Below are 12,781 nucleotides of genomic sequence, written 5' to 3'. Positions count from 1 at the left end.
ACGACCCGGATCCGGTGACCGCGCCGACGGTGCGGTGGATCTTCGCGCAGCGGCTCACCGGCCGCAGCGTGTCGAGCATCGCCGCCGAGCTCAACAGCAAGGGTGTGCCGTGCCCCTCGCGGGCCGACGCGGCGCGCAACCCGCACCGGGCCGGGACCGCATGGGGGTTGACGACCGTGCGGGCGATCCTGATGAACGCGAAGTACACCGGCCGGCAGGTGTGGAATCGCCAACCCGCGCATCACACCCCGCCGCACCTGCCCGGGCCGTTCAAGACCCAGCGGTGGGCCGCCGCCAACCAGTGGGTGGTGTCCAGACGGACCGTGCATCCGTCGCTGCTGGATCAGTGGCGGGACCAGCCCTGCCCCGCCTACCGGTGCCGGACCGGCCGCCTCGTCGCGGGCGACCAGCCGGAAGGGCTGGGCCGTCACCAGCGGGACCGTGACTACACCCGCGACTATTACCGCCGGCTGTACCGGGAGGCGGGCACCTACCAGGTGATCACCGCCGAGCACACCGGCATGCTCACCCGCCCGCAGCGGGAACGCGTCGAGCGCGCCTTCAAACTCGGTGAGGCTTCAAGGCGCCGAACGTGCTGTCCTGCACGCCCACGCTGGAGATGGGCATTGACATCGGTGACCTGTCGGCGGTCGTGCTGGCGGCGTTGCCGCGCCGTCCCGCGAACTACGCCCAGCAGACCGGACGGGCCGGTCGGTCACGTCCATGCCACCCGGTGTAGCCGCCAACGAACATCATCCGGCGGGATGCTCTGAAGAGCGCCCGGTGATCTCACGGGCCGCTGCTGCGCCGTCGGAGACCCTTTACGCTGGAATTCTGGCAAACGTCATGACTCGCCGCGCCTCCGGTCTCCGGGAGGGCCATATGCGTATTAGTGATCTACTTCGCGTCAAAGGCGGACAGGTCGTAACAGTCACCCCAGACAGCGACGTACGGTACCTGCTCACCGTGCTGGCTGAGCACCGCATCGGCGCGGTCGTCGTCTCGCGCGACGGCACTTCGGTCGGCGGAATCGTCAGCGAGCGCGACGTCGTTCGGGCGTTGGCCAAGCGAGGCGCGGCCGTGTTGTCCGAGCCGGTTACGGCGATCCACACGGCCGAGGTACATACTGTCGAGCCGGATACCCACCTTGAGCAGGTCATGCGGATCATGACCGAACACCGGGTCCGGCACGTGCCGGTCGTGGTGGCCGGCACCTTGCAAGGGATCGTCAGCATCGGCGACGTCGTGAAGAACCGCATCGATGAGCTTGAAACCGAGCGGTCCGCATTGAGCAACTACATTTCGGGCACCCGCTGACGATTCACGCAGGGGGAGCAAGCCGCGGCGTTCACCACCCCGCTGGCCGCCGCCACTCCCAGCCTGCCCGCGCAGCCGCTTGACCTGGAGCACGCTACAGGGTTGACACTGGGGTCGTGATCGTGGAACTGCGGGCAGTACCGGATTGCCCGAACCTGGACGCCACCCGGAAGCTGCTGCACGCCTGCCTGGCCGACGCCGGCGTGGCGGTGTCGGTGATCGAGCGGATCGGCGCCTACCCGTCGCCGTCGGTACTCATCGACGGCGTGGATGTCACCGGCGACGACCCGCACGGGCCGGCGGCGTGTGTGCTGCGGCCTCCGACCGCCGACCAGATCCGCACCGCGCTGCGCGCCGCCGCTGGCCCGGCCGGGGCCGGCCGGGAGGTCACCGACTCTGCATCGGCGGCCGAATACAGCCAGCTGGGCGGGGCGATCCGCACCGACCGGCCGCAGCGCGCTGCCCGCCGAGGTACGTGCGGTGCACCGGCAGGTGCTGCGGCACTCCAGCAGCCGTAGCTGACCGGGCGGTCGGGCAGGCGGCGGCTGGCGGGATGCTGCGGGTGGCCGGGCAGATCACCGATGCCGGCCACCCTCAGCCGTTGGTCAGTTCAGGCCATTGTGGACAGCGGTGGTGAGCGTGCCCGTGTCTGTGTCGCCGTCCAGCGACCACACCATCGTGCCGCCGAGGCCGTTCGCCTTCACGTACGCCGTCTTCTGGGCGATCACCTGCGGATCGTCGTACGACCAGAAGTTGCGTCCGTCGAAGAGCCAGGACGCCCCGGCGCTGGCGTCGTAGAAGCGGCTGCCGTTCTTGGCGACCAGTTTCTTGTAGTCCTCGATCCCGGCCTCGTAGGTGCCCTTTGCCGGACCGGAGGAAGGCCGGTAGAGACCGTTGTTGGCGTTGGTGACGCCGGTCCAGCCGCGCCCGTAGTAAGGGATGCCGATGGCGAGCTTGGCCGCCGGGGCGCCGCCGCTCACGTAGGTGCGGACGGCCAGGTCGACACTGTACCGCTCGGGGGCGGGATCGGCGGCGGGGGAGAAGAGTTGGCCCTGGTGGTTGGTGGTCGGCTCATACGCGCCGTGCAGGTCGTACCCCTGGACGGTGGCGAAGTCGAGGTAGCCGAACAGCGGCGCCACCTCGATCCCCGCGGCGATCTTCGCCGGGTCCGCGGGCAGGAACGCGGTCAGCGAGTACTTCCGGCCGACCTGAGCGCCGTACTCGTCGAGTTGCCGGCGGAACTCGGCGGCGAGCAACGTCAGGTTCTGCTTGTCCTGCGCTCGGATGACGTTGCCGGTATTGCCCTCCGATCCCGGCCACTCCCAGTCCAGGTCGATCCCGTCGAAGACGCCGAACGCGCTGCCCGGCCCGCCGTGCGGGGAGGTCCCGAATATCGGCAGGTTGCCCTTCAGGAACAGATCGACGCAGGAGGCGACGAACGCCTGCCGCGATGCCGGGGTCAGCGCCGCGTCGGAGAAGTACTTCGACCAGCTCCAGCCGCCGATCGACAGCTGCACCTTGAGGTTCGGGTACATCGCCTTGAGCTTGCGTAGCTGGTTGAAGTTGCCGGCGAGCGGCTGGCTGATGACGTCGCCGACCCCGTCGACCGAGTCGCCGGCCTTGAACCGCTGCTGGTAGTCGGCCCACGCATCGCCGACACCGGCCTGGTTTGCCTCGAAGCAGCGGCCGTCGGCGCCCACGTTGGCGAACGCGTAGTTGATGTGCGTGAGCTTCGCCGCCATCCCCGAGGTGTGCAGGTTCTTCACTTGGAAGTTACGGTGATAGATGCCCCATTGCGTGAAGTATCCGACCTTGACGTACGGGGCAGCGGTCGCCGCGACGCCGGCGGCGCTGGCCTGGGTGGCGGTGTTCACCACCGCGAGGCCAGCCGCGACCAGTATGGCTGCTGCGGCGGCGCGGGCTGTGCGCATCCTCATGACACCTCCACCATCGTGGTGCGGGCCCGTTCGGGTGCGGTGAACGGTATCGATGAAAGATCTTGCGGCGCAAGAGTTACCGGAAACTTTCTTGACAGTCGCACTCTCGCTGCCGGGGCGTGCTGGCGGTCCGCGCCGTGCGGTCGGCCGGCGGCCAGGGCCGTCCGGTTGCCGCCCGAGATCAGGACCCAGGTCAGGCAGGTATTGGCGGTGCCGGTCAACGGCGGACCGGCCGTGCCGGTCCAGCCGGGATACCGGCCTGGCCTGGGGCTCTGCCGTGGTCACGTCGGACGTCAACGGCAAGCGGACCGACGTTGCGCACGACCCGCTCGGCCGCATCACCCAAGTGTGGCTGCCGACCGCAAGCGGTCAGCCTGGCATGTCGCAAACCGGCGCCATGCGAGCACTTCAGCGGTAGCGGACCCGCGAATCGCGCACCTTCATTCGCTGGGATTGCTTGCTTGGGAGGCGCCGTTTGGGAAGGCGACGCGGATCTGGCGGTCGTCGATGTCCAGGTCGAGCCGGATGGAATCGCCGCCGGTGACGTGCCAGCCGGTTGTGTCCTGGCCGTCGACGGTGACGGATACCTCGGCGGGGCTCGGGAGCTGGTCGATCGTGAAGCTGGTGCGATAGCCTCGCCGCGAGGGCGTGCCGGCCGTGGTCTCGATGGTGAGGATGCGCTGGGCCATGTCGGTTTGGGCTCGGCGGATGCCCATGTCGGGGTAGTCGACACCGCGCAGAGTCGGTCGCGACGTCAGTCCGCGTTGGGGCTCGTTGAAGACCCGCCACCACGCCCCCGGGCCGGCGCACTCGGTGAGCATCATCGTGGCGTTGAGCTGTCCGCGGGGCCAAGTGGAGTCGTAGCCGAACCAGAATGCGAAACGGTCGTTCTCGTGGCCGAAGAACCGGGGTTGGAAGTCGCTCTCGGCGATGGCCCGGATGCGGTCCTCGGTGGCGGTGTCCCCAACTTCGCGTGCCATCCACAAGGCTGTACAAAGCTGGTGCGGGTCGAGGCCGAGCTGGCTCGGGGGCACATCAGGGTTACTCCAGCCGAGTCGGTGCATCGACAGCTCGTACAGCCAGGCGGCGAACTCACGGTCCTGCGGGTGCAAGTACAGCAGGCAGGGAAGCACCATGTGGGCCACGAAAGGTCCGGGCAGGGTCATGAGGCGTTGTTCCATCGGGTCGTAGTAGGACGCGAACGTGTCCAGCTCGCCGGTGCGGGTCAGGCTCATGTAGTGCCGGCGGGCGTAGTCGATCCAGCGCGGGAACGGCTCGTGCAGGTTGGTTCCGAGCAGCGCGTCGTAGAGCTTCAGCCCGAGCCCGGCGGCGCTGACGCAGAATGGCCAGATCTTGGTGTTCTCGCAGTGCGGGCCCTGCGGGCGGGCCCGGAACTGGGCGGAGATGAACTCCGCAATCCGCGAGTGGGTCCAGGTGAACCGGCGGTTCTGGTACCCGGTGATGTCGAGTGGCTGGTGCTCGTTGGTGTCACCGGACACGTAGCGGCGTATCCCGAGCAGCAGGTTCAACCAGCCCCGGTAGAACAGGTTGCCGTCGGCGCCGACCGGGTCCGGCTGCAGCCCCCATGGTTCGACCCCGTTTCCGGTCCATCCCGGCATCGAATAGCGGCCACGAAGCGGCTCGGGAATTCTGACCAGCCACTCAGGTGGGTAGCGGTCCACACCGGGATCAGGCCCGATCAGCGTGCACCAGTCGACTGCGCCCCAGAATGATGTATAGCGGTGGATGAGTTCGTCCGCGATCCGGGTGTAGACCTCCTGCCATGCCGGGGTCGCTTCGAGCATGAGCGGAAGGACGAAACCCATATATGCGACGTCGAACCGGGGAAAGGTGCACATCGGCGCAGCGCTGTAGCGATCCCACCACGGGTGGGGTTCGCCCAGGTCACTCCAGTCGTCAGCAGTCGTCGCCTTGTCCCACATGAACCGCAGCCAGCCCAGCGCGCGGTCGTTCAGTCCGGCCGCGGGCCTTCCCGCCCGGGCCGGCGTCGTCGGGCCAACCGCGGTCGCGGTAGCCGTCGGCACGGGCATGCATGTCGGTCAGGTCGCGGCGCACGGCTGACTGTACGACGCCCGCCGGGGCTCGCCAGGCGTTCAGGTTGCCGGCCAGGTACCGGGTCGGGTGCGGCACGACGAGAACCACCTGACATCGCGCCGGTTGGTTGGGCGGAACCGGCGTCCGAATGGTTCAACGCGGCTCACAGCCGGTGACCTCTCCGCACAGGCGGTGACGGCTGGCCGGCATCCCAACGCCGCGGCCAGTCGAGCGCCGCCCAGCCTGCCAGCGCGGGCCCGGCCGCGGTCAACATCATGCCGCGGAGCACGCGCGGCGGTTGGTGGATGGTTGTCACCGTCCGTAGCGACAAGTTGCGGCGGCTCTCCGATCGTGGTGCCCGGACGTGCCGATGTCAGTGCGTTCGAGGATGTCTCGCCGAGTCGAGGGCCTGAAGCCTGCGTCAGATTCAACGGCCCGCACGGTGATCGGCCCACACGAGCGCGGTCAATATGCTGGCTGCGCCGCTGTATGAATCGCGAGCTGCCGGTGGGTGGTTGGCAGCGGTTTAGCCGGCCACTGCGTCGAGTTGGCCGAGGCGCCCGGTCTTCAGGTGTGCGATGTTGCCGCCGGAGTCCATAGCGGCGTCGAGCAGCATGACGAAGGAAGTGCCGAGCAACGGGACGTCGGCTGGGTCGTCGGCCAGGCGGAACCGGGGCGTGGACCGTCCGGGCTCGCCGATCTCCACCACCCGGCACAGCACCCAGTAGGTGATCATTGTGGACACGTCGGTCGCCGAGGCGATGGTCCGGCCGTCGGCCAGCTCGATGAGCGTCTCGGTCCACAGGTCCAGGATGTCGGTGTCGATGTAGCGGCGCTCGTTCGCCGGCACCAGCCGCCAGCGGCCGCCGAACAGGGTCGCGGAGCCGACGCGGTGGTAGAGCGCGATCACCTCGACGGGCGCTTCACCGGGCACCTCCTGCGCCGGGGTGGTGTCGTGCTCACGCACGATCCGGTCGATCACGTCGTCGATCTCGATGACCGCGGGCGCCACGTGCCACGCGGCGACCGGCCGCAGCGCGCCGTCGGGGTCCTGGGCGACGCCGACGAGGCCGGCGTACAGGGCCACCACCCGGTTGTCGCCGGAGACCCGATCATTGACGTTGACGACCACGCGCGACAGCGTGGCGGGGATCGAGGAGCTCTGGACGCCTGGGCCGGTGTAGAAGCTGCGGGGTTCCACGATCACGTCGCGCGGCTCGCCGATCGGGAGCTCCAGCAGTGTGTTCGGCACGTCGACCGTGATGCCCTTGAGGTACGGATAGAAGCGGGCCGCCCAGCCGGTGATCACATTGCCGCCGTACGCGTCGATCGGGTTGTAGATCCGCCGCCAGAACTCCGGGTCAGGGTCACCGGCCGAGGCCCGGACGAATTCGTCAGCGATCGGCGCGAGCGATCGGCACCACGTCTCCAGGCCAAAGCCGGCGATAGCGTCGACCCGCGCGCGGATGCGTCGCCAGTCCTCGACGGTGCCGGTCAGCGTAACGGAGGGGATGCCGCAGATGGATTGCAGCCACAACGAGAAATACGGCGAGTAGACGTCGAGCAGCACCACCCGCCCCGCCGTTCGCTCGACGTCCGTGCTCGTGGAGAAGTCACACTCGAACAGGTCGGCGTCGATGATCTCGGCGGCGAGCAGCTTGGTGAACAACTCGGTCGTGTGCGCCCACGAGGCGGTGTCGTGCGGCACCGCCCCGTCGATGGTCACGGTAAGTCGCTTCTTGCCGGTGTGGCGGACCAGCCGCGGGCGCAGCTGCTCGGCGTGCAGCCGGACGTGCTGGGCGACGCCGTGCGCGATGGTCAGCCACACCGCGTCGGGCGACAGCACCAGCGGCCGATGGTCGGCGAACGCCCGGGCGACAGCGCTGAGCAGCGGGTGCACCCCGTCCGGGTCGAGCACCGGCAGCGCCGGGTCACCACCGAACGCCAGGGCGTCAGGAAACAGCCCGCCGAGCGGCCGGGTCGGCAGCGGCGCGCCGGCGGGCGTCACATCATCGACCGGAAAGGTGATCATGCCCGAACCATAACCACCGACCGCGCACCGCACTGCCCCGCTGCTACGCGGCGACCGCGCCGACCACGGCGGTCGAAACCTTTGCGCTACAGCGCCTGAACGTCGCCCATAGGTTCCCGGGAGTTCCTAAACCCCGTCCTGGTGATCGGCACGACAGACATGCGTTGAGCGGGACTCGGCGACCCCCCTCAAGCGTGCACCGCGACGCACAACGAGGCGCGGCGCAGGCGAACGCACTCGACGCGGATCTTGCGGGGCAAGATCTCGTGAGGCCGGTTCGAATCCGGAGCAGACCCGCGCCGCCGCTCGCCGGTTCAGCCAACCTTGGGCTGGCGGCGGTTCGACAAGCGGGCGGCCAGCGCGATGACCAGGTTCCCACCGCCCAAGAGCGTGCCGAGGTACATCATGGCTCGGGCGGTTTCGCGGGCGTCGTTGCGCCTGTCAGCCGGGGAGTCCACTGCGTTGATGTGGACATGGTCACCGTCGAGGCGGACCGGTGCGCCCCGGTAAACGGTCACCTGCACCGGGGTTCCCACGCCGGAGCCGTCGACATGGTGCAGCGACACGACCATCGTCAGGTGCCGGCCGCCGGCGAATACGGCGCTCGTCTAGCGATCGGCGACACCGCCAAGGCAGCTCCGGACGAAACGTCACTCTGGAGGTGTCGTGATCTGCCGCGAGTCTCGCGCGGCGGCCGACCTGAAGACCGGCACGCTCTGTGGCGACAGCTCGGCGCCGCCGGTGCGCAGTTGTGCCGATGTCAGTGCGCTCGATGGAGGCAGCGGGGCTGGGGTGACGTCGTGTCTACGGGAGTCAGGCGACGTGGTTGTCGTACGTCGCGCGGTTGGCGAGCACATCGTCCATGTGCATTTCGGCCCAGGCCTTCAAGCCGCGCATCATCTGGTGCAGGGAGAGGCCGAGGTCGGTCAGCTCGTAGGTGACCGTGACGGGGACGGTCGGCACCACAGTGCGGGTGATCAGACCGTCGCGTTCCAGGGAGCGCAGCGTCTGAGTCAGCATCTTCTGGCTGACGCCGGCCAGCAGGCGCGACAGCTCCGAGTACCGCATCGACCGGGGTTCACCGGCGCAGTCGGCGCCGAACTGATGCGAGCCGTCGCTGCGTAGCGCGGCCAGAACCAACGTGACCCACTTGTCCGCGATTTGGTCGAGCAACTTGCGACTGGGACATTGCGCCAGGAAAGCGTCGTACTCCACCTTGGCCTGCGCGCTCTTCTGCGCCGCTGTCGTCGTTGTCATTGAACCGCTCCTTCCACCGCTGGGTGCGTTACGAACCTCTAGGTGCCTACTTCCCGCGAGAAAGTTACCCCCTGATAGTGGAGCAGTCATCCGTGATGCACCAGAACCGCTCAGCGACACGAAAGCCAGAGGTATGAGCATGGCCTCCACTTCCCTTCCCGGCGGCACCTGGACACTGGGAGACCTGACCGTCACCCGGTTCGGCTACGGCGCGATGCAGCTCGCCGGCCCCTGGGTCATGGGACCGCCGGCCGACCACGACGGCGCACTCGCCGTCCTCCGCGAGGCCGTCGAGCTCGGCATCACCCACATCGACACCGCCGACGCCTACGGGCCGCATGTCACCAACCAGCTGATCCGGGAGGCGCTGCACCCGTACCCCGAGTCGCTGCACATCGTGACCAAGGTCGGCGCGAACCGCGACCAGCAGGGCGGCTGGCCCCCTGCCCGTGACCCGGAAAGCCTGCGCCGCTCTGTGCACGACAACCTCGAGAACCTCGGTCTCGACGTGCTCGACCTGGTCAACCTCCGGCTCGGCAATGCTGAGGGACCCCAGCCCGGTTCGGTCGCCGAGGCGCTCGAGACGCTCGTCGAACTCCAGCAGCAGGGCCTGATCCGGCACCTCGGACTGAGCAACGCGACGCCGGAACAGGTCGCCGAGGCGCACACGATCGCCCCGATCGTGTGCGTGCAGAACATGTACAACCTCGCGCACCGCCAGGACGACGAACTGATCGACGCGCTCGCCGACCAGGGCATCGCCTACGTGCCGTTCTTCCCGCTCGGCGGCTTCAACCCGCTGCAGTCCTCGGCACTCTCGACAGTAGCCGCCCGGCTGGAGGCAACACCGATGTCTGTCGCCCTGGCCTGGCTGCTGCAGCGTTCACCGAACATCCTGCTGATCCCCGGCACCTCGTCCACGACACACCTGCGCGAGAACGTCGCCGGCGCGGGACTTTCGCTCTCCGACGACGACCATGCCGAGCTGGACAAGATCGGCCGCTAACGCAACATCCGCCGGCCTGGGCTTGCCATGTTCGACCGACTCACCGGACATCAGGTCCACCCGACGCCCCGGCCCGGTCAGATGAGGACGGCATAGGTTACCCGCCGCCCGAGGACGTCGAAGGCGACCTCGGGCGGCATCCTCGCCGACCTACCCGGCCCCGAGGAAACGCACTGCCGCGATGCGCGCGCTCGCCGGCCGTCCACTCGCGGAGTCGGTCTTCGGAGGTTCACGCCGCCGCTCGGCGAGCCGACCTGGCGCCGTGGATGCCGCCGTCACACCGAGTCCTAGACCTGGGAGTATGTGGTTGCTACCGTGCCCCGCCCGGTCCAGACGCGGGGCCGTGGTTTGACATCGGCGTGTTCGGGCCCGGCCGGAGCCGCCACACCCCCGCCCACAACCCAATCGCTACAACCGCGATGACGATCGGGAGCGGTCCAGGCCCAGGGCTGGTGGTCTCACGCACCTTGGTGCACGGACTTGACGCCGAGTACCGCAGCCTCGAGATCCCACCGATGTGCACGTCACGCGGCAGCGGGTTGGAGCCGGAGTCCACCTGGGCCGAGCAGATCCGCCCAGCCACGTCGAACCGGACGTCGTAAACCCGCCGACCCGAGGAGATGTCTTGGATGCCGACCACCTCGGCATCGACCGTACCTCCCCGCGCCTCGTCGACGGCAACCCATCCAAAGCCAAGCGCGGCCGCCGTGCAGCAGACGGCACCGACCAGCAGCCGGCCGCGCAGCGCACGCCGGTTCCGACGGCTCGGGATGTACATGCCTGCTCCTCAGGACTTGCCGTGGTAACCGAGACCGCCCGCGACCGAGTGGCCCCCGAGTTCGCCAAGTGCGCGTGGGATCGCGGTGTCCCGCGACGATCATGGCATCCGCTCATGCCGCCGACAGCGCGCTCCTTACGCTCGAGTACGGCGCTTCGGCATTAACGGATCAGCGTGGCGCTGTCATGGGTCCCGCGAACCTGGGCCACGACGGCGCTATACACGACACAGGGAGCGGCACGAGCCTGCGGCCTGGAGCCGGGCACAAAGCGAGCAGGCACTACGGGGAGGACAACCTTGCCACGAAACGCGATCATTTTCCACGGCACGGGCGGGAACCCGGACGTCGTCTGGCTTCCCTGGTTGGGCCGGCGACTGACCGAACGCGGGTACGCGGTGCAGATCCCGCACTATCCGGACATCAACGTGGAGCCGATCGCGACCTTCCTGCCGAAGGTGCTGGCCAACCACCGCTTCGATGAGCACACCGTGCTTGTTGGGCACTCGGGCGGTGCCGCGCTGCTCCTCGCGCTCCTTGAGCACATCAACGTGACGGTGCCGCAGGCCATCCTCGTCGCCGGCTACTGCACGCAGCCGAACGCCTCCGACGAGCCCGTCCTGCAGGAGCAGTACGACTGGGCGGCGATCAAGGCCCATGTTCGGGACCTGTACTTCATCAATTCGCGGGCGGACCCGTACGGCTGCGACGACAAGCAGGGACGTACCATGTTCGAGCGGTTGGGCGGCACGCAAATCGTCCGTGACGACGGGCATTTCGGCGACTACGACCAGCCATACGACACGTTCGAGTTGCTCGACAAGCTCATCGACTGAGCACCGGTGAGCGATGAGCTGACCCGGCGAATTCCGTGAGCATCGACAGTTTGCGGCATGGCGGTTCGGTGGGATTGTCGACATGGTGCATCGGCTCGCGCAATGCATGAGATCCGAGCCGTCTTGGTGCGCCCGAGCCAGTGGCTCGACATCGGTGGCGACGTTCTTGATCAGCTGCGCGCACACGCCGCCGATCGTGCGCGCCGTCTCACACACCTTCGTCATGCTCCGTACCGGCCGTCGGAATGGTGACCCGGGCCAGGGCGCTCAAGTCCTGAAGCGGAGTCAATGGCGCTCCGCAGCGGCGCTGGGGCAGTCTTGAGCTCCGAATGGCCCCTCTCCTGGGCGCCACACCATCCACTCCGGCCCATCAGCGAATCCGCGAAGCATGGCAATCTCCGGGCGCTCTACCTCGCTGGGCCGAGGCTTGATCTCGACTGACCCCGGGCCGAAGTCGATGACAAGGCCAACTTCGCCGCTCTCCGTGGAGGATGTGACCGTGTGCCCGATCAGTGCGCACAACGCATCGCGGTATCCCGGATCACTGATGCGACGGATGTCTGTGCCAACGGCCACGCGGGGCCAGACGTACACGGAGAGCCGAGGTCCGTCAAAGTCAAGTTCAACGTAGTCCCTGATGAAGATCACGGACGCCAGCTCCTCACCAATCAAGGCAGCAAGCAGCGAGTCGTCGCCATCACCCATGCAGGAATCTTGTCTAATCGGCGCAGCCATGGCAGCTTGACGCGCGCGACGGGTATTTCCCTCGCCAGCCACCAAGGTCAAGTGGCGCAAGTAGCCGCAATCCGCTCGGGTGGCGTTCAGCGCCCGCGGCCGACCGGCGTTGCCTGGGAGATGGAAGCTGATTGGCACGGACGGACCTTGCTGGCATGATCATGCGACCGTAGGGCGGCCGCTCGGACGCCGCCATGATCGAGGTGGTGCAGTGGGACTCTTCAAGCGGCAACCGCCGACTCCCGTCAAGCGGCTCATGGCCGCCGCCGGGCTGCCGACCGCAGGCGGTGAAATCCCCGTGCACGACGTTGTCATGGAGGTGGTACGTCGCAGTAGCCAGCGGATCGCGGCGACCCTTGTCGTGGTCGAGGACTTGCTTGTCGAGGAGGGCGACATGTCGCGTGTCGCGCTGGAGTTTCTCGAGGATCTTCAGAACGCGGCGTCGCACGGAACGGATGGCCTGCTCACCACAGAGGAACTGTTGCCGTTGCGAGGGCCTCGGACGGTGGACGGCTGGGAATCAGTGGACCAGTTCTGGGCCACTGTCGTCGCCTGGTGCGACGACAACGGGGTGGAGCTGGAATCGAGTGCATCGCTCCGCGCCGTCGAGCATCCGGGACTGCGATCGATTATGTGGCCGTCGTGTCGGAGCCTCGCCGACGGGCGACGGGTAGGCCTCAGCGACGTGGTGCTGTACGAGAAGGCGACTGGCGCGTCGATGGCCGCCTTCGGGCACCACCCGACGGGATGACGGGGCCGCGGGCGCTCGTCAGGATCACTTGATCAGCTGCGCGCACATGCCGCGATGAGCGCGGCCCCATCCGCCTCTC

General features: G+C 68.0%; 12 protein-coding genes and 1 pseudogene. 7 read left to right on the top strand and 6 right to left on the bottom strand.

The window, feature by feature from the left end; genetic code table 11:
* Window positions 1–14 precede the first annotated feature (14 nt).
* From ACGFI8_RS43730 to ACGFI8_RS43715, 4 genes and pseudogenes are all read left to right on the top strand, one after another.
* A pseudogene (locus tag ACGFI8_RS43730) lies at window positions 15–215 on the top strand (recombinase family protein); the annotation flags it as partial.
* Between the two features lie 404 nt (window positions 216–619).
* Window positions 620–739 (top strand): helicase-related protein, encoded by a 120-nt coding sequence (locus tag ACGFI8_RS43725; protein WP_392813925.1) that lies wholly within the window; start codon window positions 620–622, stop codon window positions 737–739.
* A 107-nt stretch (window positions 740–846) separates the two neighbouring features.
* Window positions 847–1,317: a CBS domain-containing protein gene (locus ACGFI8_RS43720; protein ID WP_392813923.1), complete on the top strand. Its 471-nt coding sequence runs from the start codon at window positions 847–849 to the stop codon at window positions 1,315–1,317.
* Window positions 1,318–1,433: 116 nt separating this feature from the next.
* Window positions 1,434–1,835 (top strand): hypothetical protein, encoded by a 402-nt coding sequence (locus ACGFI8_RS43715; protein WP_392813920.1) that lies wholly within the window; start codon window positions 1,434–1,436, stop codon window positions 1,833–1,835.
* 87 nt (window positions 1,836–1,922) lie between these two features.
* Here ACGFI8_RS43715 and ACGFI8_RS43710 read toward each other — a convergent pair whose 3' ends face one another.
* The 5 genes from ACGFI8_RS43710 to ACGFI8_RS43690 form a co-directional block, all read right to left on the bottom strand.
* The gene (locus ACGFI8_RS43710) at window positions 1,923–3,254 is read right to left on the bottom strand and encodes a glycoside hydrolase family 18 protein (protein ID WP_392813918.1); all 1,332 of its coding nucleotides are present in this window, start codon (window positions 3,252–3,254) and stop codon (window positions 1,923–1,925) included.
* A gap of 440 nt (window positions 3,255–3,694) precedes the next feature.
* On the bottom strand, window positions 3,695–5,299 hold the full coding sequence (locus ACGFI8_RS43705) for a hypothetical protein (RefSeq protein ID WP_392813916.1): 1,605 nt from the start codon (window positions 5,297–5,299) through the stop codon (window positions 3,695–3,697).
* 536 nt (window positions 5,300–5,835) lie between these two features.
* The gene (locus tag ACGFI8_RS43700) at window positions 5,836–7,341 is read right to left on the bottom strand and encodes a DUF4419 domain-containing protein (protein WP_392813914.1); all 1,506 of its coding nucleotides are present in this window, start codon (window positions 7,339–7,341) and stop codon (window positions 5,836–5,838) included.
* A 314-nt stretch (window positions 7,342–7,655) separates the two neighbouring features.
* On the bottom strand, window positions 7,656–7,913 hold the full coding sequence (locus tag ACGFI8_RS43695; RefSeq protein WP_392813911.1) for a hypothetical protein: 258 nt from the start codon (window positions 7,911–7,913) through the stop codon (window positions 7,656–7,658).
* Window positions 7,914–8,154: 241 nt separating this feature from the next.
* On the bottom strand, window positions 8,155–8,598 hold the full coding sequence (locus ACGFI8_RS43690) for a winged helix-turn-helix transcriptional regulator (protein ID WP_392813908.1): 444 nt from the start codon (window positions 8,596–8,598) through the stop codon (window positions 8,155–8,157).
* Window positions 8,599–8,737: 139 nt separating this feature from the next.
* Between ACGFI8_RS43690 and ACGFI8_RS43685 the strand changes: the two genes are divergently transcribed.
* Both ACGFI8_RS43685 and ACGFI8_RS43680 read left to right on the top strand, forming a co-directional pair.
* Window positions 8,738–9,604: an aldo/keto reductase family oxidoreductase gene (locus tag ACGFI8_RS43685; protein ID WP_392813905.1), complete on the top strand. Its 867-nt coding sequence runs from the start codon at window positions 8,738–8,740 to the stop codon at window positions 9,602–9,604.
* 1,075 nt (window positions 9,605–10,679) lie between these two features.
* Window positions 10,680–11,216, top strand: coding sequence for an alpha/beta hydrolase (locus ACGFI8_RS43680; RefSeq protein WP_392813902.1), 537 nt, complete (start codon window positions 10,680–10,682; stop codon window positions 11,214–11,216).
* Between the two features lie 285 nt (window positions 11,217–11,501).
* Here ACGFI8_RS43680 and ACGFI8_RS43675 read toward each other — a convergent pair whose 3' ends face one another.
* On the bottom strand, window positions 11,502–11,921 hold the full coding sequence (locus ACGFI8_RS43675) for a hypothetical protein (protein ID WP_392813899.1): 420 nt from the start codon (window positions 11,919–11,921) through the stop codon (window positions 11,502–11,504).
* Window positions 11,922–12,162: 241 nt separating this feature from the next.
* On the opposite strand from ACGFI8_RS43675, the gene ACGFI8_RS43670 reads away from it, so the two are divergent.
* Window positions 12,163–12,702, top strand: a complete 540-nt coding sequence (locus ACGFI8_RS43670; RefSeq protein ID WP_392813897.1) for a hypothetical protein — start codon at window positions 12,163–12,165, stop codon at window positions 12,700–12,702.
* Window positions 12,703–12,781 lie beyond the last annotated feature (79 nt).

The sequence above is a fragment of the Dactylosporangium sp. NPDC048998 genome (assembly GCF_043197855.1).
In the GTDB taxonomy this organism is placed as follows: domain Bacteria; phylum Actinomycetota; class Actinomycetes; order Mycobacteriales; family Micromonosporaceae; genus Dactylosporangium.
Note: the sequence above shows the minus strand (reverse complement) of the source record. Positions and strands in the feature narration are given on the sequence as shown.

Coding starts and splice junctions, on each gene's coding strand:
- ACGFI8_RS43690 (WP_392813908.1), bottom strand. CDS start 8,598: ATGACAACGACGACAGCGGCGCAGAAGAGCGCGCAGGCCAAGGTGGAG.
- ACGFI8_RS43720 (WP_392813923.1), top strand. CDS start 847: ATGACTCGCCGCGCCTCCGGTCTCCGGGAGGGCCATATGCGTATTAGT.
- ACGFI8_RS43700 (WP_392813914.1), bottom strand. CDS start 7,341: ATGATCACCTTTCCGGTCGATGATGTGACGCCCGCCGGCGCGCCGCTG.
- ACGFI8_RS43685 (WP_392813905.1), top strand. CDS start 8,738: ATGGCCTCCACTTCCCTTCCCGGCGGCACCTGGACACTGGGAGACCTG.
- ACGFI8_RS43710 (WP_392813918.1), bottom strand. CDS start 3,254: ATGAGGATGCGCACAGCCCGCGCCGCCGCAGCAGCCATACTGGTCGCG.
- ACGFI8_RS43695 (WP_392813911.1), bottom strand. CDS start 7,913: ATGGTCGTGTCGCTGCACCATGTCGACGGCTCCGGCGTGGGAACCCCG.
- ACGFI8_RS43675 (WP_392813899.1), bottom strand. CDS start 11,921: ATGGGTGATGGCGACGACTCGCTGCTTGCTGCCTTGATTGGTGAGGAG.
- ACGFI8_RS43725 (WP_392813925.1), top strand. CDS start 620: ATGGGCATTGACATCGGTGACCTGTCGGCGGTCGTGCTGGCGGCGTTG.